16 protein-coding genes and 1 pseudogene are annotated in these 21679 nt (G+C 34.6%); 15 read left to right on the top strand and 2 right to left on the bottom strand.

The window, feature by feature from the left end; all coding sequences use genetic code 11:
• Positions 1-27: 27 nt before the first annotated feature.
• The gene (locus tag G9C87_RS07535; protein WP_172279768.1) at positions 28-2679 is read right to left on the bottom strand and encodes a TonB-dependent receptor plug domain-containing protein; all 2652 of its coding nucleotides are present in this window, start codon (positions 2677-2679) and stop codon (positions 28-30) included.
• A gap of 187 nt (positions 2680-2866) precedes the next feature.
• On the opposite strand from G9C87_RS07535, the gene G9C87_RS07530 reads away from it, so the two are divergent.
• The 10 genes from G9C87_RS07530 (at position 2867) to G9C87_RS07485 (ending at position 13180) form a co-directional block, all read left to right on the top strand.
• A complete protein-coding gene (locus tag G9C87_RS07530) occupies positions 2867-3544 on the top strand; it encodes a response regulator (RefSeq protein ID WP_172279766.1) in 678 nt (225 codons plus the stop codon).
• A gap of 45 nt (positions 3545-3589) precedes the next feature.
• A complete protein-coding gene (locus G9C87_RS07525) occupies positions 3590-4621 on the top strand; it encodes a sensor histidine kinase (RefSeq protein ID WP_172279764.1) in 1032 nt (343 codons plus the stop codon).
• Positions 4622-4754: 133 nt separating this feature from the next.
• On the top strand, positions 4755-5351 hold the full coding sequence (locus G9C87_RS07520; protein ID WP_172279762.1) for an IS1096 element passenger TnpR family protein: 597 nt from the start codon (positions 4755-4757) through the stop codon (positions 5349-5351).
• Between the two features lie 175 nt (positions 5352-5526).
• Positions 5527-6873 (top strand): alpha-amylase family glycosyl hydrolase, encoded by a 1347-nt coding sequence (locus G9C87_RS07515; protein ID WP_172279759.1) that lies wholly within the window; start codon positions 5527-5529, stop codon positions 6871-6873.
• 125 nt (positions 6874-6998) lie between these two features.
• Positions 6999-7439 (top strand): hypothetical protein, encoded by a 441-nt coding sequence (locus G9C87_RS07510; RefSeq protein WP_172279757.1) that lies wholly within the window; start codon positions 6999-7001, stop codon positions 7437-7439.
• 3 nt (positions 7440-7442) lie between these two features.
• Complete coding sequence (locus G9C87_RS07505) at positions 7443-8081, top strand: hypothetical protein (RefSeq protein WP_172279755.1); 639 nt, start codon at positions 7443-7445, stop codon at positions 8079-8081.
• Positions 8082-8247: 166 nt separating this feature from the next.
• Positions 8248-9042 (top strand): thymidylate synthase, encoded by a 795-nt coding sequence (locus tag G9C87_RS07500; protein ID WP_172279753.1) that lies wholly within the window; start codon positions 8248-8250, stop codon positions 9040-9042.
• Between the two features lie 73 nt (positions 9043-9115).
• Positions 9116-10435, top strand: a complete 1320-nt coding sequence (locus tag G9C87_RS07495) for a serine hydrolase domain-containing protein (protein ID WP_172279751.1) — start codon at positions 9116-9118, stop codon at positions 10433-10435.
• Positions 10436-10439: 4 nt separating this feature from the next.
• Entirely contained in the window at positions 10440-10667 is a 228-nt protein-coding gene (locus G9C87_RS07490; RefSeq protein WP_172279749.1) for a hypothetical protein, read from the top strand.
• Positions 10668-10669: 2 nt separating this feature from the next.
• Positions 10670-13180 (top strand): M1 family metallopeptidase, encoded by a 2511-nt coding sequence (locus G9C87_RS07485; RefSeq protein ID WP_172279747.1) that lies wholly within the window; start codon positions 10670-10672, stop codon positions 13178-13180.
• Between the two features lie 85 nt (positions 13181-13265).
• Here G9C87_RS07485 and G9C87_RS07480 read toward each other — a convergent pair whose 3' ends face one another.
• Positions 13266-13997, bottom strand: a complete 732-nt coding sequence (locus G9C87_RS07480; RefSeq protein WP_172279745.1) for a class I SAM-dependent methyltransferase — start codon at positions 13995-13997, stop codon at positions 13266-13268.
• An 85-nt stretch (positions 13998-14082) separates the two neighbouring features.
• Between G9C87_RS07480 and G9C87_RS07475 the strand changes: the two genes are divergently transcribed.
• The 5 genes and pseudogenes from G9C87_RS07475 to G9C87_RS07455 all read left to right on the top strand — a co-directional run.
• On the top strand, positions 14083-15411 hold the full coding sequence (locus tag G9C87_RS07475; RefSeq protein ID WP_172279743.1) for a hydroxymethylglutaryl-CoA synthase family protein: 1329 nt from the start codon (positions 14083-14085) through the stop codon (positions 15409-15411).
• A 425-nt stretch (positions 15412-15836) separates the two neighbouring features.
• Positions 15837-18668 (top strand): SusC/RagA family TonB-linked outer membrane protein, encoded by a 2832-nt coding sequence (locus G9C87_RS07470; protein ID WP_172279741.1) that lies wholly within the window; start codon positions 15837-15839, stop codon positions 18666-18668.
• Between the two features lie 11 nt (positions 18669-18679).
• Entirely contained in the window at positions 18680-20146 is a 1467-nt protein-coding gene (locus G9C87_RS07465) for a RagB/SusD family nutrient uptake outer membrane protein (RefSeq protein WP_172279739.1), read from the top strand.
• 299 nt (positions 20147-20445) lie between these two features.
• Positions 20446-21405 carry a hypothetical protein gene (locus tag G9C87_RS07460; protein ID WP_172279737.1) on the top strand — a complete coding sequence of 320 codons (960 nt, stop codon included), beginning with the start codon at positions 20446-20448 and terminating at the stop codon, positions 21403-21405.
• A 65-nt stretch (positions 21406-21470) separates the two neighbouring features.
• Positions 21471-21679: pseudogene (locus tag G9C87_RS07455) on the top strand (hypothetical protein); the annotation flags it as partial.

Here is a 21679-nt window from a genome sequence, read left to right as displayed (position 1 = left end):
TATTCTTTCTTTATAAATTAAATTGATTTAGAATGTGTAACCAACCGTAAGGTTGAATGTAACACCTCTGTAATAATCTGTAAGGACATTGCTTCCGTCTTCTACTCTTAGAGGTAAATAGCTTTTGTCTTCTCCCAACAGGATTCTATATTTACTGTCAAGAATATTTTGAACAGCAAACTTCACATTCCAGTTTTTAGTAAGTTGTCCTTGATAAACGAAATCTACCTGATGGAAAGGTTTTTCATAATAGTTATCTGTACCTGTTCCCCCCGTTGCATAGATTTTACTTCCTGAAACATTATATACAAGAGAGAATGTTTGAGCCAGATTATTACGATTCTTTATTTCGTATTTTAAATCTGCGTTGATTGTATAAGGAGCTGCACCTTGTAAACCTCTTTTATGAAGTGTTTCCCCGGTATTTTTAAACCAGGTTGGTTGTTCCATGTTTAATTGTTCTTGGCTTCTCTCAACATTTGAATGCATAATAGTAGCATTAGCACCTAGTGTGAAGTTTTTAAGGGTTTCAGAGATTCTGTTTAAGCTTAAAATTCCTTCTAGTTCTACACCGTATAATTCAGCTTTTTTTGCATTAAAGAATGTAATTGTAGAACCCGTTGCGTCTGCCGATGCTGTTAGAGAACGTTCAATTGCGTTATCAATTCTTTTTGCAAATAAGTTCACCGCAAACATCTCTTTTGTACTTGGGTAATATTCCCATTTTAAATCAAAATTGTAGTTCTCACTATTTTTAATATTTTGATTTCCTACAATATTTACATTATCAGGACTAATATACTTAATAGGCATTGTCTCAATAAGGATAGGACGTGTAACGGTCTTACTAAAAGCAAATCTTAAATTATGTTTATTGTTAAGTGCTTTTTTAATTGCTAACGATGGTAAAAAGAAATCCTTATTTTTCTCAAGGTTATTCTTTTTAGCCGCACCTTGATCAGAATAACGGATAAGCGTCATATCATTTTCATATCTTGCCCCCAATAAAACGTCCCAAGAGTCGGTGGGTTTAAAATTAACGTTGGCATAACCTCCGTTGATAATCTGATAAAAACTCGAAAAGAACTGGGAAACATCAGAACCTTCCTGATAGAATAAATCTCCATTTCTTATCGATGTATCAAATGTATCTTGTGGGGTATCAATGTTAACAACGAACGGAGCCAAAGATGGATTGGAGGTACGTCCAAACAAGAATCTATAAGAAGTTTTTCTGAAATCCGAGAATCCATTATAACCTACTGCTATCTGTATAGGATAATCTTTTCGATCCCCTTTTTCTCCTAAAGACAACTGGTATTCAGCAAATGCTGAACCGTAGAATCTAGAGTCTACATCTAAATATTGACGGATAAGGTTATTTCCGCCATAACGCATTTGAATCATATTTTCAGGAAGAATAGCTCCTGTCTTCGGGTCCGTACGGTTACCATCAATAATTTTTCTATCCGGTTGGCTATAGTTGTTAATGACATAACTTGCCCCGGCTTTTACCTGATGTCTATCGGTGATTTTTTGTGAAGCTGTTAATTGTAGATCCAAAAATCTTGAAACATCCAATTGATTGGTTCTAAAGAAACCAGATTTTTTATTTTGAACTAAATTGTCTTTATATCCGAAATTATCTTCAATTATATTATTAGTGTTTTGTAGATAAATTGCATTAAGATTAACAACAGTTCCTTTGTTTTTATATCCAAGACCTAGCAATGCCGAAGATTCTGTTTCGTAATTGTATTGTTTACGATTAAGAAAGTTCATATTATCAATGAAAGAATCTTTACCTTGTGATCTGAATTGGTTATTAGCTCCTTCTTTATATTCAAATTTAGTTCCCTGGTTTAACGAGAATAAAATTCCTAAATTTCCAGATCCCATTTTTACCTTTTGAGCAGTTGTAAAACCAATACTGGTATTTGGTAATGCTTTTACGTTGTCTACATTCCAGGAATCTTTAAAAGAGTTTAGAGATTCATTAGCAGAAAATCTGTAGTTGTTTGGCCTTGAATTTCTGATTTCGCCAGGTAATCGTCTATCTCTTGAATTTAAACCTAAGTATCCATTCATCCCATCTGCACCTTCAGCCACTTTAAAGTTATCTCTGAATGTACTCAATGTATTAACCCCAACACTAAATTCAATTTTCGAAAAGGGCTTATCAATCGTTAAAGTTTCGATATCAAAAGTAGCTCCGGCAAAATCTCCGTAAAGGTTAGAATTGAATGTTTTGTAGATATTGAGTTTACCCACAACGTCGGTAGGGAATTGCTTTAATGCAATGATTTTTTGGAAAGGGTTATTGGAAGGAGAGCCAAGACCATTAATTAAAAGATAATTATATCTTTCCTCTAGACCTCTTACGAAAAGCCCTCGTCCTTCCACTGTAGTGATTCCGGTTACTTTTGTAAGGCCTTGTTCTACGTTAGAGATTCCCTTTCTGGAAATTTCCTCAGCACTTACAGCCTGTTTCTGGATAATTGCTTTTTTCTGTTCTCCTAATACAGCAGTTTCAGTTTTTTTATTGCTACTTCCCTGGATGACAACACCTTCGATTTTCTTCTCTTTCTTGATGGTGTCCTGCCTGGTATCTTGAGCGTAAAACGCAGTCGATGAGGCGGTTAAAAAGATAACCGCTATACTAGCTTTTCTAAAATTCATTTTATTTTTACTATATTCTTTCGGTGCAAAGGAATAAAAGTTTATCGGTCTTAATGGTTTATTAAAATTTAATTTTTCCTTAACTAAACATTAACAAAACAATATAATTGTTAACTTTATATGAACGATGGATGATTTGTTATTCTATGGTACAAAAATTATTAACTTTGACACGTAAAAATTGAAAATGAACCAAAAGAAAATACTCTTAATAGACGATGAACTCGATATTTTAGAGATTCTGTCTTACAATTTAGAAAAGGAAGGCTACGACATTTATACCGCTACCAATGGTAACGAAGGAATAGAAAAAGCCAAAGAAATTGTTCCGGATCTAATTTTACTAGACGTAATGATGCCTGAAAAAGATGGTATCGAAACTTGTCAGGAACTTCGAAAGGTAAAGGAACTTCAAAAATCATTGATTGTATTCCTTTCTGCAAGAAGTGAAGAGTTTTCTCAGTTAGCAGGTTTCCAGGCCGGAGCCAATGATTATATTGTAAAGCTGATCAAACCGAAAATCCTTATTTCTAAAGTAAATGCTCTGTTACAGCTAACATCTCAGGTGTCAGACAATGCTAAGCTAATTGAAATTGGAGACTTGATTATTGATAAAGATAACTTCAGGGTTTCTAAAAGTGGGCAGCAGTTTTTACTTCCTAAGAAAGAATTTGATCTGCTATATCTTTTAGCCTCCAATACGGAAAAAGTTTTCAAAAGAGAAGAAATTCTTGAGAAAGTCTGGGGAAATGATGTGATTGTCGGAGAAAGAACCATTGATGTTCATATCAGAAGATTAAGAGAGAAATTAGGAATTAATACCATTCAGACTTTAAAAGGAATAGGGTATAAACTGATCGTTTAATTGAAATAGCCTACCTTTACCTTATAACCATAAAAATTTGTAAAATTGAAATTTTACAGGCTTACTCTTGTAGCATCATGTCTTATCACATTGGTGATGTTTCTATTGGTGATCATCTTTGATTCGCTGAAGGATATTTATTATAAAACACCGTTTTTTAAAATAGGGCTGATCATATGTCTCGTTGTTATATTTATTGTGAACTACCTCGTTCTTGAACTGCTGTTCAATTACTATGGTAAAAAACAGGTTCGTGGGCTTTCCCAGCTCCTGCCACAGGAAATTGTAAATACCAATGACGAGAATATTACCATTAAAGAATTAGGAGAGAGATTTTCAGACCTCAATCAGCAAAAAGTTTCTGAGATTGATATGATGAAGGAAATGGAAAGCTATCGTAAGGAGTACATAGGAAATGTTTCTCATGAGCTTAAGACTCCATTGTTTTCAATTCAGGGATATGTAGAAACGTTGAGGGATGGGGGAGTAGATAACCTGACTATTCGCGATAAATATCTTGAAAGAATAGATATATCCGTAGAAAGACTGATTGCTATTGTTACCGATCTGGATATGATCAACAGGCTTGAGGCCGGAGAGATCAATCTTACGGTTTCGAGATTTGATGTTAATTTGTTAATCAAAGAAGTTTTTGATCTGCTTGATCTTGAAGCAGAAAAGCACAATACTACATTACAAATTCAGACACTGCATCCCCAGATCTTTGTGGAAGCAGATAAACAAAAAATCTCACAGGTTTTTATTAATTTGATATCTAATGCTATTCACTATGCTAACAGGCAGGAAGCAAAGGTTGTAGTGAAAACCAGCGTCCTTAAGAATAAAGTTTTAATTGAAGTTATCGACAACGGTATGGGAATCAAGTCAGAAATTCTTCCGAGGATATTTGAGCGCTTTTACCGTGTAGAAACCAGCCGGAATCGTAGAGAAGGAGGCTCGGGATTAGGTTTGGCTATTGTAAAGCATATTCTGGAGGCTCATAAAGAAAATATTACAGTTGAAAGCGTGTACCTTGAAGGTACAAAATTCAGTTTTATGCTTGAAAAAAGTAAATAATCTGGGCAAAATGTAAGGAAAAAAAATATTTTAAAAAATCTTGAAATATTTTTTTGTGACATGTCATTTATTATATATTTGCAACAGAAATTTATCATAATAAATAAAGGCAAAAAGTAATTTAAAGACTGATATGGTTTACAAGATCCGCGTAATATTAGATGCGAAAGAAGATATTTTCCGTGATATCGAAGTGAAGGGAAAACAGACACTATGGAATTTACATCTGGGAATTAAGAGTGCGTTCAGCTTGCAGGGAGATGAACTTTCCACTTTTAATTTATTGGAAGAAGATGGTACGATAGTAAAAAGTGTTCCATTAGAAGATATGAGTGATGACGGTGATGGGGAAATTATGTCAGATGTTTATATTGATGAAGCTTTTGCAAGTGTAGGAAATAAAGCTCAGTTTCAATATGGACTTCTGGATCTTTGGGAATTCTTCTGTGAATTAATTGAAGTAATCGAGGAAACCAAAGGAGTTAATTATCCTATAACAGTATACAGATTTGGAAACGTTCCGTTAAAAGCTCCAAGCAAGAGCGGAAACGGGGGTGGATCTAAAAAGAAATCTGCAATGCCTCTTATCGATGATGAATTTAATTTTGATGACGATTTCGAAAGCGGAGGTAATTTTTCCGATGAAGACGACAGTTTTGATGATGAGGAAGAAGAAGACTACAATGACGATGTATTCGATGAAGATGATGACAACGATGATGAAAGATAATTGGTAACACAATAAAAAATATAGAGCCCTGGATTGATGTCCGGGGCTTTTTTGTAAATTATGCCAGGCGGAAATGCTGAAAAGCTAGAATTAAATTTGCTTTTAGCCCTTTTTCCGTTCTATCTTTCCTCTTTTAATCATAAAACAATCCTTACTTTTGTTAAAACCGGAATTAATGAAAAAATTAATTTTTTTGGCAATTATTGGCTTGGGAATTGTTTCCTGTGCTGTACAAAATACAAATAAGACTATGGATTTACCTAAAGATTGGAAACACTCTGCAAATATTTATGAAGTCAATGTAAGGCAATATACACAAGAAGGGACTTTTAGAGCTTTTGAAAAAGAGATGCCCCGTTTAAAGTCTATGGGAATAAAAGTTCTTTGGTTTATGCCGATTACGCCGATTGCTCAGCAAAATAAAAAAGGAAGCCTGGGAAGTCCATATGCTGCTGCAGATTATACTTCTGTTAATCCTGAATTCGGGACACTCGATGATTTTAAGCACATGGTAAATGAAGCCCACAGATTAGGATTTAAGGTAATCATAGACTGGGTGGCGAACCATACTGGATGGGACCATGTCTGGACAAAAACACATCCTGAATTTTATTTAAAAGATCCGGATGGAAAATTCCATATTGCATCGGGAATGGATGATATTATCGAACTTGATTATAAGAATCAGGAGATGCGTAAGGAAATGATTGATGCAATGAAGTTCTGGGTTAAAGAAACTAATATTGATGGTTTCAGGTGCGATCTTGCTTCATGGGTTGAGGTTGATTTCTGGCAGCAGGCCCGTCCTGAGGTAGAGACCCTAAAGCCCCTTTTCTGGTTAGGCGAATTTGACGAATTGGAGAATCCAGAATACGGGAAAATTTTTGACGCAAGTTACTCGTGGACCTGGATGCATAAATCTGAAGATTATTATAAAAAGAACCTGCCATTACAAGATCTGAAAGATTTATTATTGAAATATTCCAACATTGGAGATGCTTCAATGAGAGCCTGGTTCACGACCAATCATGATGAAAACTCCTGGAACGGAACAGAATATGAAAAGTATGGTGTCATCACAAAACCTATGGCTGTTTTTTCGGCGACCTGGAATGGAGTTCCGTTGTTATATTCCGGACAGGAATTACCTAATATGAAACGATTGGAATTCTTTGAAAAAGATCCTATTGAGTGGACTGCCAATTATCAGGTGGCAGATTTTTATAAGACCTTACTGGCTTTGAAATCTTCAAATCCTGCCTTAAGAGGTGGAGACACTCATGTAACAACTTATCTTTTAAATACAACGGCCAATGACAAAATTTTAGCTTATGTCAGGAAAAATGGTAAAGATGAAGTTCTTGTTGTATTGAATATGTCTAAAGAAGATGTAAGTTTCAGCATCCAAGATGAAAATCTGTCAGGAGTTTTCCGAAACGTTTTTGATGGTACAAAAAGGGATTTCACCACAGGAAAAGAGTTTAATTTTAAAGTTTCTGATTATGTGGTTTTTGAAAAATGAAGACCAGAGCCTCTGATTCTGGCTTAAAATCTAAGAACATTTTTATTATATTTAAAAAAAAAAATAATACTTACACAGGCGGGCCAAGGTCCGCTTTTTAATTCGGATAACGGCATTTAATTCATATGAATAAAGAAGGACTACTATATATTATTAAGGAAAAACTTTCAGAAAGAGCACAAAAATTTGAATTGCTGATTGCTGAAACCCGCGCTTCAAATAATGATACTAAAAGCTCCATGGGAGATAAATATGAAACTGGCCGTGAGATGTTGCAACAGGAAATTAATCATCTTCAAAGGCAGCTCAATGAAGTGTTGAATCAACAGGCTCTGATTCAAAAAATAGTTACGGAACCATCTTTTAAAGTTCAAAATGGAGCATTAATAAAAACGAATAAGGGATTGTTTTATGTTTCGGTTTCAATTGGAGAAATTACATTTGAAAATCAGAAGATCATGACCGTTTCTGCTGAATCTCCATTAGTAAAAGCAATGTTTGGCAAGAAAATAGCAGAGAAGTTTGAGATCAATAATGTTCATCAAACGATTGAAAATATCTGGTAAGCTATGAAACTAAAATACATTCTATTCGTCTTTTTATTCCTGATATCAAATTCTTTATTGCTGGCTCAGGTAAGAGCTAATATTTCTGGGAAATCCTACGATCTCATATCTGTGGATATTACAATGGGAGATATAATTATTACCATTAATAATGACGGATCAATTGCAGGATTTAACTCCATTTCAAATGGGAATATCGACTATTATGATGATCAATATTTCGACCGGGAGAAAATGGGAAAAATAAAAAAGATAGGAAATTCTAAAGTTGACTATTATGATCAATTTGATACAGATAAAGATGGCAAAGTAAAAAATATTGGAGATATTGCTATAGATTACTGGGATCGTTTTGATCAGGAAAAGAACAGAAAGGTAAAAAAGATAGGAAATCTATCTATAGATTATTGGGATCATGATATTATAGATGATAGTAAGTTTGGAAAATTAAAGTCAATTGGAGATATATCAATAGACTTTGGTGGAAAAGAAATTATAGATCAGAGTAAGTATAAAAAACTTATAAAATTTGGAAATGTCACTCTGGATTATTGGAATGATACCATAATGGAAAAGAAAAAATTTGGAAAAATCAAATCAGTAGAGGGAAACACAAAGGATGTTGCGGTAGTTATACGTTAATTACTTATTGAATGGCTGAAAATTGATTTCCTGTCATGAGATCTGGGAATCGTAAGCCGGATAAAAATAAAAGTTAAACAGTGTGAAAAATAAATTCACAACTGTTTTTTTATTAACTTTGACATCTGTTAGAATTTACTAAAAGCACAATAATTAAACTTTCACAATGCAAAACTACTTAGACCTTTTACAGCATATTCTGGATAACGGAACAGATAAAACTGATAGAACAGGAACCGGAACAAGAAGCGTTTTCGGATATCAGCTGAGATATGATTTGTCAAAAGGTTTTCCCTTGGTAACCACCAAGAAAGTGCATTTGAAATCTATAATTTATGAATTGCTTTGGTTCTTAAAAGGAGACACCAATATCCAGTATTTAAAAGATAACGGAGTGAGCATCTGGGATGAATGGGCAGATGAAAATGGAGACTTAGGTCCTGTTTACGGAGCGCAGTGGAGAAGCTGGAGAGGTGCCGATAATAAAGTGGTTGATCAGATCTCAGAAGTGATCGATCAGATCAAAAAAAATCCTGATTCCAGAAGATTGATCGTTTCTGCGTGGAACGTAGCGGAAATTCCTGATATGGCATTAGCACCTTGCCATGCATTATTTCAATTTTACGTTGCTGACGGGAAATTGTCTTTACAACTATATCAGAGAAGTGCTGATGTATTCCTTGGAGTTCCTTTTAATATTGCAAGCTATGCTCTGTTGTTAATGATGGTGGCTCAGGTATGCGATCTTGAAGTTGGAGATTACGTCCACAGTTTTGGAGATGTCCACATTTATAATAATCATTTCGAACAGGTTCAAAGACAACTTTCGAGAGACCCAAGACCTCTTCCGACAATGAAATTAAATCCTGAAATCAAGGATATTTTCGACTTTAATTTTGAAGATTTTACATTGGAGAATTATGATCCACATCCTGGAATTAAGGCTCCTGTGGCGATCTAGTACTATTTTCATACGTTACTGAATATGTAACAAATCTTCATATTTTATGACCTATTAATGAAATGTCATTAGTATGTTAAAAAAGATATTTCTTTGCGTTTCCATCGGAGTTTTCAGTTTCAGTTTTGCCCAGAATATTGATAAGGAAAAACTGGACAATTATTTTAAAGCTCTGGATAGCGAGCACAAGGTGATGGGAAGTTTTGCCATTGCAGATCACGGAAAAATAATTTATTCCAATGCGATTGGATTTTCTGATGTTGAGGCTAGGAAAAAAGCAGATCTTAATACGGTTTACAGGATCGGTTCCATAACAAAGACTTTTACAGCCGTTTTGATCATGAAGGCGGTAGAGGACAAAAAACTAACACTGGATACCCCATTAAGCCAATTCTTTCCTCAAATAAAGAACGCTGAGAAGATCAAAGTAGAAAATCTTTTAAATCATAGAAGCGGGATTCATAATTTCACTGATGATGCCTTGTATGCATCCTACTATTTACAACCTGTTTCCAAGGAAAAGCTTATCGATATTATTCAAAAGGCAGGCTCGGATTTTGAACCTGGTGTTCAATTCAGTTACAGCAACTCGAATTATTCTTTGCTGGGTTTTATTCTGGAAAAAGTTTATAAAAAATCTTACGCAAAGCTTATTGAAGAGTTTATAGCAAAACCTTTACAACTAAAATATACAAAAGCAGGAGGAAAGATAGAATATTTAGAAAACATGGCCCATTCGTACACTTATGAGAATGGGAATTATGTAAGAAGTGCCGAAACGGATATGTCTGTTCCCTTGGGCGCAGGAAATTTGGTTTCTACTCCTTCAGAATTGATTATTTTTATAAATGCACTGGCTTCAGGAAAATTGATTTCCAGAGAAAGTTTAGATAAAATGCGTAATTTTAAAGACCATTATGGTTTTGGCCTGGCCGAAGTTCCGTTTATGGGAAAAACAGGTTTTGGGCATAACGGAGAAATAGATCATTTTAGCTCTATATTGTATTACTTCCCTGATGGCGAGAAAACTTTTGCTATGATCAGTAATCAAAGTAATTTTGACAATAATAATATTTCGATCACCGCTTTAAGTGCAGCTTATGGAAAAAGCTTTGAAATTCCGAATTTTAATGTAGTGAACCTTCCGGAAAGTGAGCTTCAAAAATTTACCGGAACATACGCGGCGGCACAAATGCCGATGAAAATTACCATTTTCATTAAAGATAAAGTATTAATGGCCCAGGCAACGGGACAGGGTGCTTTTCCTTTAGAAGCAACTTCTCAAACAAGTTTTAAGTTTGATGCTGCGGGAATTGTTATTGATTTTGATGTTACAAAAAGGCAGCTTCTAATTTTGCAGGGAGGTAATAAAGTGAAATTTATTAAAGAATAATATAATGAAATATATAAAAATAAATACAGATCAAAAAGCAGATCTCGAAATGCTAAGGAATGCCATTCTACAATTAAAAGGAGTGAATTCTGCTGAAATTATTGATGAAGAAAACCCTGAAAGCGAGTTGAAGAAAGCTTTTGCAAAAACAAAAGAACAACTTAAAAAAGGTGATTATGAAACATTAGTCAATGACATTTTTGAGATTTTAACTAAAAATAATTCTAAGTAATAATGAAAAAAGCCATTTTATCGATTGCGGTACTAGCGATTTTCTTTTCTGCAAACGTATCAGCACAAACTGAAACTTCAGGTAGAGAAAAAGTCTACAGGGCCACACACACTAAAGTAACAGAACTAAAGCATACCAAACTTAAAGTCAATTTTGACTACCAGAAAGAACAGATGAACGGAGAGGAGTGGCTTACCGCTTCACCTTATTTTTATTCCGCCAATCAGCTGGTTCTTGATGCGAAAAGTATGCTGATCCATGAAGTCGCTTTAGATAACAATGGTAAGAAATCTCCTTTAAAGTATGAATATAAAGATGATGTGTTAACCATTACTTTGGATAAAACATATCAGAAAGATCAGGATTACACAGTGTACATCAAATACACTTCCCGTCCAAATGAAGTAAAACAAGAAGGAAGTGCAGCCATCAATGATGCAAAAGGTTTATATTTCATTAATGCTCAGGGGAAAGATCCGGATAAACCAACCCAAATCTGGACACAGGGTGAAACCGAATCTTCTTCCGCCTGGTTTCCAACCATTGATAAACCGAATCAAAAGACAACGCAGGAAATTTATATGACGGTTCCTGAAAAATATGTGACTCTTTCTAATGGATTATTAAAGGATTCCCAGAAAGAAGCGAATGGACTGAGAACAGATCATTGGGTCATGGATAAAAGACATTCAACTTATCTGTTTTTTATGGGAGTGGGGGATTATGCGATCGTGAAAGATAAATGGAAGAATATTCCGGTGGATTATTATATTGAAAAAGAATATGAACCTTATGCAAAGCAGATCTATGGAAATACTCCTGAAATGATCGAATTTTTCTCAAAGAAAATGGGTTACGATTATCCTTGGGCAAAATATGCACAGATATCCGGAAGGGATTATGTAAGTGGGGCTATGGAAAATACGACAGCAACACTGCATGGAAGTGATATTTTACAGAAACCGGGACAATTAATTGACGAAAATAAATGGGAAGATACAATTGCTCACGAATTATTCCACCACTGGTTTGGGGATCTTGTAACTGCGGAAAGCTGGAGTAATCTTACCGTAAATGAATCATTTGCCAATTATTCAGAGTACTTATGGAACGAATATAAATATGGTAAAGATCAGGCGGACTATCATCAGATGAGCGATGTGAATATGTACATTCATAATCCGGCTGATTTTAATAAAAACCTGGTTCGTTTTAATTATGATTCCCGTGAAGATGTTTTTGATTTGGTAACTTATCAGAAAGGGGGTGGCATCCTTCATATGTTGAGGAACTATCTTGGGGACGACGCATTCTTTGCCGGAATGAATGACTATCTGAAAACGAATGAATACAAAAACGGAGAGGCTCATCAGCTAAGACTTTCTTTTGAAAAGGTTTCCGGAAAGGATCTGAATTGGTTCTTCAATCAATGGTATTTTGGAAGCGGGCATCCCAAATTGAGTTATTCTTATACTTTTGAGCCCGTTAAAAAACAGATCAGCCTGGTGATCAGTCAAAGCCAGGAACAGCCTTTTCAGTTTCCATTGGCAATAGATGTTTATGAAAACGGAAAACCGAAAAGATATAATGTGTGGGTAAATGCTGAAGCAAAGAATACGTTTAATTTTGATGTTTCAAAAACTCCGGATCTGGTTAATATCAATGCTGACGGAATATTAGTTTCAGAAATTACGGAAACAAAAACTCCTGAACAGAATCTGATACAATTCAATGGGTCCAAAGAGTTTAAGAGCAGATATACAGCGCTAAAAGCCATTAAAGATCAGGTTGGTAAAAACCCTGCAGCTACAAAATTATTGTCTGCTGCTTTGAAAGACCCTTATTTCAGAGTAAGAATGAAAGCCTTGGAACTGATGGATCTTTCGAACCCTGAGCAAGCAAAAGCTTTGGCTGCTGACGTTGAAAAACTAGCAACAAATGACCCTAAAACATTAGTTCAGGGTGCTGCGGTTGCTGCTTTAGCAAAAACAAAAGATAAAAAGTATCTTCCGGTCTTTGAAAAAGGAGTGGGGGCTGTTTCTAATTCTGTACGCGGTAATTCCCTGTCAGCTATACTTACTGTTGATCCTTCCAAAGCCAGTACATTAGCGGATAAAATTGATTTAAAAGGAGCTTCTGATGAACTTCTGGCACAATTATTACCCATTGTCGTAAAGAATAAGGTTTCCTCACAAATGGCCAATATAGCTCCTATTGCTGCATTTTATCCATTCATTAAATTCCAGAATCCTGAATTAGGAAAATTTGCAGAAGAAGGTTTCAATTGGATCATGACCTCCGACAATATTGCGGCAACACAAAGCATTACCAAGTTGCTGGCGCAGGCAAAAGGCCAGGTAGCTCAGAATCCTCAGGCTAAAATGATGATCTCTCAAATGTTGAAAGATGGTCTTAGTAAAAAAATGGAACTTTTAAAACAAAACCCACAAAATGCTGCAAGCATTAATAAACAAATCGATGCCTTGAATAAAAGTATCGAGGATTACAAATAATCAAATAAGGGCTGCTCAGTATGAGCAGCCCTTTTATATTTTCTATCCGGACCAGAAAAAATATCCTGGTTTTCACGAATTTTATCTATTTCGTACAGAAGATAATGGTTTCGTGATCAGAAAAGCCCCAATAGTTATCTTTTTCATAAGTTTTTATCTCTGTCTGAAATCCGGAATCTTTTAATCGCTGAACCAATCCATTAACGGAATAGATTCGTACATGGTCTTTCTGGCCGAAGTGTTGAAGTCTTTCTTCTGATGTTTTAACTTCGGGATTTTCATAGATTTCACCTTCTTTAAACGGAGTCTGAATTAAAAGTGTTTTACCTGTTTTTAAAACCCTGTATAATTCTTTCATTGCAGCACCATCATTTTCAATATGCTCAAGAATGTGATAGCATATAATAAGGTCAAATTTTTCGGATTCAATATCGATTTTGGTAATATCAAAATGATAATCTGCTAAAAATTCATTTTCATAATCTGTTGGAAAATAATCAATGCCCTTTTTATGTTTTAATGCACGGAAGATCGCTCTTGAAGGCGAAAAATCTAGAATGGCAAATCCTTCTTTCAGATAATTTTCAATCAGGATTTTATACAGCCTTCGTGATCTTGGTAAGCTTCCGCAAACAGGACATAATAGATTTCCGTTTTCTAATCTTACAAACTCTTTAAGTTTGGAACGGCAGATATTGCATTCATGATCCTTTCCCTTGTAAAGGGGATACAAAGCTTTTCTGAAAAATATTTCGTTTTCAAAAAGAAATTTTTGAGGCAGTATTTTTTTTAGAATTTTTTTTGCAATAGCGTACATCGGAATGCAAAGTAATAATATTAATCTGAAAATTAGGGGTGTTGTTATCAATAATTTCTAAATTTGCCTTTTATAATTTTACTGTATGACTTTTGGAATAGAGGCAGCTAGCTATCATGTGCCTTCTTTGTATTTGGAAATTAAAGATTTAGCTGAAGTAAGGGGAATTGATCCTGCAAAATTAGAAAAAGGCTTGGGTTTACATAAAATGGGCTTTCCTGATGTCCATGAAGATGCAGCTACTTTTGCTGCTGAAGCGTTACTTAAACTGATAAAAGACTATAACATCAATCCTAAGGATATTGCAAGAATTTATCTTGGAACTGAAAGTGCTTTGGATGCCGCAAAACCAACAGCATCTTATGCTATGCAGATGGTGGAAAAAGTGTTAGAAGAAAAATATGGAGAACGATGCTTTAGAAATTGTGATGTTGTGGACATGACCTTTGCTTGTGTAGGAGCTGTCGATGCATTGCACAATTCCCTGGATTTTGTGAGGGTAAACCCTGAAAAAAAAGCAATTGTCATAGCGAGTGATTACGCAAAATACGAGCTGGATTCATCGGGTGAATATACACAAGGAGCAGGAGCTGTAGCCCTATTGGTCTCTTCCCAACCTAACCTTTTGGAGATTGAGAATCAATGGGGAGTCGCAACCGAGAGTGTTTTTGACTTTTTCAAACCCCGACGTCACTACAAAAAAGAAGATCTGAAAGATGCTCCCGACTCTTTTTCGGATAAGATAGAGGTTTTTACGGATGAGCCGGTTTTTGACGGACAATATTCTAACCAATGTTATCAGGATCGAATTAGAGAAGCTTATGATCATTATAAAGAAATCAGTGGTAAGGATAAGCCTTATGAAGATTGGAGATATCTGATTTTCCACCTGCCTTATGCCTTCCATGGAAAGAGGGTATTCACAGAGATTTATAGCCTGGAAAATGGATTGAGCTACGAAAACCCTGAAGAACAAAAAACAGTGGCTAAATCTGAAGGATATCTGCAATTTATCAATAATAAAATAGAAAGAACCCAAAGGGCATCCTCTGAAATAGGAAATATGTATACTGCTTCCATATTTATGGCTTTGCTTTCCGCATTACAGATATCATACAATGAAAATGAAGAATTAGAGGGTAAGGAAATAGGATTTTTAGGCTATGGAAGTGGGTCGAAATCCAAGGTATTTGCTGCTAAGATTTCCGGAAACTGGAAGACTGTTGTTTCTCAATGGAACTTATTTGACAACCTAAAGAAAAGGACACCTGTTAATTTTGAAACGTATGAAAAATTACACAGAAAGCAACTGGATCAATCTGTTAATGAAAATTATGCAGGATTCGGATTGCAATCGGTAGAGCTTGAAAATCCATTGCTAAAAGGAGCAAGATACTATTCATATCAGAAATAAAATAGGAGTAAATTAAAAAACGAATTCATGAAAAACATCTCTTTATGGGATGTTTTTTTTGTTACGTCCATAAATTGGTGAAAAAGAAGGGATGTTATAGGTGTTAAATTACTTTAATATGCCTAAAGTAGTCTTTATTTTATTTAATATTTTAATATTTTAAGTTTATTTATTTAATATTATTTGATTTCTTTCTTAATAGTTGTGAAGTTTTTATTTGTCTTATTGATGTTTATTTTTTTTACTTAAACATTAATTTGTTAAAAAATATAAAGGTTGTAAGAAGTTTAAGGATTATAATATTAGCTTTTTTTGTTGACAAAAATGATTTTTTTTATATATAATTAATTGTTTGTCAGTGTTTTAGTTTTGTTAATGTTAATTTTTATTAACATATTTACAGCCATAATACTAAACAAAAGAACATGAATGTAAAATTATGCATGATAACAACTGCTGTTTTATTTTTTACGGGACAAACTGTACATGCTCAGAAAAAAGCCAGCGATACCTTAAAGGAAGCAAAAATTGAAGAGGTTGTAGTAACCGGATATCAGAAAAAAAGCAAAGATGAGGTCACTTCTGCTATTACGGTGGTATCTGGAAAATCTTTATCCAACTTTTCTGCTTCAACAATGGGAAGTAATGCGTTACAAGGTAAAGCTGCTGGGGTGGATATTTCTGCGTTGAATGGAAAACCTGGAGGAGGGTCTGCCATTAATATTAGAGGACTAGGAAATATAACCACATCAGTTGGTGCTTCTAATCCATTATTTGTTATTGATGGTTTTATTGTTGGAAATGATCAAAGAGCACAAGATGTTTTTAATTCAATTAATCCTAGTGATTATGAAAATATCTCGGTTTTAAAAGATGCTGCAGCGGCAGCTATCTACGGTTCACAGGGGGCAAATGGTGTTATTGTCTTAACTACAAAAAGTGGAAAATCTGGAAAGCCTGTTATTACATTAAGCTCGCGTATGGGATTTTCTGAAAAAATCAAAGACATTAATTTTCGGATGATGAATTCGGCAGAAAAAATTGATTATGAGAATAAGATGGTTGGTTTGGGAATCCCCGGATATAAACAATGGAGTAATGAAGCAACCAGTGCTGCACTCGCATTAGACCATAATTGGCAGCGGGATATATTAAGAACTTCATTTATTGAATCGTACCAGCTAGGGATTAGAGGTGGTAATGATAAATCTAAATATACAATCTCATTAGGATATGATTCAGACAATGGAATTGTTCAAAATATTCATGCCTACAAAAGATATACTGGGAGGATGAAATATGAAGCTAATCCCACCGATAGATTAAGCTTTGGTGCATCAATGGGGGTTAATTACAGTGCATCCCAAGAAATAAGAGATCGAAATAATACTCAAAATCCATTTAGGGCAATGTATGATTATAATAGCTTTGAGCCGGTTTATAGAGCCGATGGAAGCTATAATCCTACCCGCCAGGGATTTCCAATACTAGAAGCTCTTAAGAATAACCCTGAAAATATCAATTCATTGATTTTTGACGGAAATATATTTGCTCAGTATAAAATTGCTGAAGGATTGAATTTTAAAAGTCAATTAGGTGGCTATTTTAATAATATCAGAAGAACATCAAAGGTTTTACGGGGCTCTTTTCTCGATAATATATTAGGGATTAATGGAAGTGTTGTTGAACAAAATCAAAATCGTTTCAGATATACTAATTCTAATACGCTTAATTACGTTAAGTCATTTGGTGAACATAATTTTGACTTACTGGGACTAGTTGAATACACTGAATTTAGAAATGATTATATAAGCGGTACAGGGAGAAACTTTTCATCTCCTTCTTTAAGTGAATTAGGGAATGCTTCTACACCCTTTGCAGTAGCAGGCTATGATGAACTATTTAGGACATTTTCTTATGGAGCTTTTCTTACCTATGATTATGCAAAAAAATATATTGTAACGGCTTCTGTCAGACAGGATAAAGATTCAAGATTTGGAAGAAATAATGTTAAATCTGAGCCATTTTGGTCTTTAAGTGGAGCATGGAATGTTACAAATGAGAGTTTTTTGAAAAACAACAATATTTTATCTCTTTTAAAACTGAGAGCATCAATTGGGACTAGAGGCTACAACAATATTGGACTTAATTTAAATAACGTTTTAATGTCCGGTGGTGTTTATGGAAATTTTCCTACCATAACTACAAATGCTAATTATGGTAATCCCGACCTAAAATGGGAAGTTACTAAATCACAAAATTATGGAGCTGAATTTGGGTTTTTAAAGAATAGAATAAGAGGAACCGTAGACTATTTTATTGACCAGAAGAAGGATTTTATTTTATCTGTTCCTAATTTCAGTTCTGAAGGAGGGGCTTATTCCACAAATATAAACGCAGGAAACCTTTCTAATAAAGGTTTAGAGATTAGCTTATCTGCAGATGTTATAAAATCTAGTGGATTTCTGTGGAGTTTAAGAGCAAATACAAGCATAATGAGCTATAAGCTTAATAAATTAAGAGATGGTGAAACTGAAAGAATTTATGGAATCAATATTCTAAGGGAAGGATATGAGCCATTTTCATTTTTTCTGGTAAGGAGTGCCGGAATCAATTCTGCAAACGGAAACGAAATATATTACACTAAAGATGGGGGCACCACAGAAGTTTACAATTCTAATGATGCGGTACTAATCGAAAATAAATCTCCACTTCCTAAGTTTTACGGAGGATTTGGTACAAGTTTATCTTATAAGAGCTTTGATTTACAGGCTGATTTTACTTTTAAATCTGGAAATTATACATATAATTATATGGCTCTTAATATGTTAAATTATAGTAATGGTACTACAAGCAATATGAGGGTTGATGCAGCGAACTATTGGACAGCTCCTGGACAAACAAATGTATTGCCAAGACCGAATAATACAACTAATGCTCCTGGTGGTATTACAGGTTTGCAGGCGACCGACCGTTTCTTACAAGATGCTTCATACATCAGATTAAGAAATGTGAGTATTGGATATACATTCGATAAAAGGGCAATTGGTGAGTCATTACCAGTCAATAAGATACGATTATCATTAACAGGACAGAATCTTGCTACTTGGACAAAATTTCAAGGAGATCCTGAAGTGTCAGTAGGTTCAGGTGAAAATCAGACTGGTGCCGGACAGACATTCATCAATGGGGCATTTGCTTTGTATAGCTATCCTGCTGTAAAAACATTTTTATTTGGAATTGAAATAGAATTTTAAACAATTGAAACATGAAAAAGTTACTAAATATATCAATAATATCTCTCCTGTCATTTTTTACTATTCAATGTAGTGATGATAGATTTAATGTACTTCCCAATAATCAGGATACTCCGGAAACCATTTTCACTTCTGAATCTAATTACAGAGTAGTAGTTGACGGTGCATATGATGCTTTTAAAAGTCCTACATATTATAATGGAGATACTGGAAGTTCAATTATACTTGGGGATGTATTAGCTGATAATCTTATATTAAATACAGAAGGCAGACAAACGAATAAGGCAGCCTATGAATGGTCTTACACTCCACAATCAACAGCTGTTACTGCACTTTACGGATCAGCCTATAATGTAATTTCTAAAGCTAATCTTGTTCTGGACAATTTAAATAAAGTTCCTTATAGTAATTACATGAGAAACATAGAAGGCGAGGCTAAAGCGATTAGAGCAATTGCACACTTCGATCTGGTACGGGCGTATGCAAAAATTCCCACACAAAGTTCTGATGCATCTTCTTCTATGGGAATTGCCTATGTAACGACCTTTAATCCTGCTATGAAACCAGCAAGGGATGCCTCAGTAAGTATGACATATGATAAGATTATAGCTGATTTAGAAGACGCTTTAAATAAAATTAATACTACCAATGGAGGGGTTGGGAGACTTAATAAAACATCCGTTTTAGGGTTTTTATCTCGTATATACTTATATAGGGGTAATTACAGTAAGGCTATTGAATACGGAGAGCAATGCATAGCAGCGTCTCCATCTGTAGGAATGAGAAGTAGTTTTGTAAATGTTTGGAGGGATGCATCTGATGATGGAGAATTGTTCACCATTTTAAATTCTAATATATCTGCGGATAATGTTACGGTAGGAGTAGCTTATAATCAGGAAGTGTCGGGAATAAGATCGGAGTATAACGTAAATTATGATTTATTTACAAAGTACACAGATAATGATATTCGGAAAACAGCCTATGTTGTTACTGCTAATTTTGGAACGACACCATATAATCATGTTATCAAGTATAGAACAAGAGCGAATTCAACAGTAAGACAGGTTGTAGATATTAAGTTTTTGAGATCTTCGGAAGTGTATTTGAATGTCGCAGAAGCTTACATGAAATCTCCGACACCAAATCCTGCTCTGGCTCTTACATTGCTTAATAAATTAAGGGAGCAAAGATATGAAACATTTATTCCGGGTACTGAAACAGGGAATGATTTGTTAAATGCTATTTACAAGGAGAGAAGGTTGGAACTCGCTTTTGAAAATGATAGGTTCTGGACTATAAAGAGATTAGGGCAGGCGGTTGTACGATCAGATTACGGTTCAGCAGCCAATGGTAGTGGGACAGATGCTCCAACGGGAGCTTTGAAAACTTTACCGGTAAATAGTCACAGATTTGTATTGCCAATTCCACAAGAAGCAATTAATCTTAATCCAAACCTCAAACAGAATCAAGGATATTAATCTTCTATCAATAAATAAAAGCCAAGCTTCAAGCATGGCTTTTATTATCTGTAACCCAATCCATCCTTTAAAAGTTCTGGCCATTCCGCCAACCTGGAGTAAACTTTTGATAATATTGACTTTTATTGCGATATATTAAATTAACAAAAGTTTAAATATTTAAAGCTGTGAAAAAATCATGTTTTATTTTCTTAAAAAAAAGTTAAATTCGCACATTCTATTTTATTGAAATTCAGAGCTAATTATTTTGAAAATCAATGCCAAAATTAATCTATTAAAACAATTTATTTATAGTTATTATGATGACAAGACTTTTATTCATTTTATTTGTTTCCATATTTAGCATAGGACGTGCACAGGCATTTACTAGCTTTACAACAGCAGGTACACAGGCACAATATGTACCCGTGTCTTTTAAGATACCAGTTACAGGAGGGGGTAACAAAACTTTTTTTATATCGAGACCATACATCCATGAAGGAAGAGACTGGTTAGCCCACGGTATTGTTTCAATAACAGGTATAGGTACAGGATGGGGGTCAAATGGCCATGGACTTAGGATTGATAATTTTTCTTCTGGATATGAAACTACGGCAGGAGGTAATTCTAAAGTAATAGGTTTTGTTGGAAGAGTTCTTTCAGCGAGCGCAACCAATGATATTATTGTTTATCTAAGAGGGGGTACTATTTATTATACAGACGGTACTGTAGGAACCAACACAGGATCTTATCAAGACGCAGCAGGTTTAAACCTGGCTACAGTATCAATCAATGATGCTATGTATAATCTTCCGAAGGGAATCTATTATGGTAGTTCTGATATTAATGCAAAGACATCAAACTTCGCTGTAATTGATAATGGAAATATGGGACTAGGTGTGAGCAACCCTACTAATAAGCTTGATGTAAATGGGATGATCCATGCCAAAGAGGTTAAAGTGGATTTGCAAAACTGGCCAGATTATGTTTTTGAAAATACATATAAATTAAACTCATTAGAAGAAATTGAAAAACATATTAAAGATAAAGGCCATTTACCAAATATTCCTTCTGCTAAAGAAGTTATAGAAAATGGAATCAACCTTGGAGAAATGGATCGCAAACTTCTTGAGAAAATTGAAGAACTTACTCTTTATTCAATAGAACAAAATAAAAAAATAAAGACTCTTCAGAAAGAAAATGAAGCTTTGCAACGACAATCTTTGAAGATTGAAAAGTTGGAAAAGCAATTAGAAAAACTTCTGTCAGAAAGAAGATAATTTTATTTAATCTAGGGCTTATTTCAAGTTCTAGATTTTTTTATTAAACAAATAACTCGTTTTATATGAAAAGAAAACTACTTTCCTTATTTTCTTTGTTGATTGGTGTTTTCGGGTTCTCACAAACCGAAGTCTACTTCAAGTATGACGAAGCAGGAAACCAGAGATACAGAGGTACAGATGTGAATGGTAAAAAGGCCCCTGAGGACTTCAAGAACGTGGCCAAGAGCGAAGAAAAACCTAAAGCTGAAGAGGTAAAGACAATCGCTGAGAT

This window comes from Chryseobacterium sp. LAM-KRS1 (genome assembly GCF_013184525.1).
In the GTDB taxonomy this organism is placed as follows: Bacteria; Bacteroidota; Bacteroidia; order Flavobacteriales; family Weeksellaceae; genus Chryseobacterium; species Chryseobacterium proteolyticum.
The sequence above is the reverse complement of the archived record's forward strand: the minus strand, read 5'-3'. Positions and strand labels throughout refer to the sequence as shown.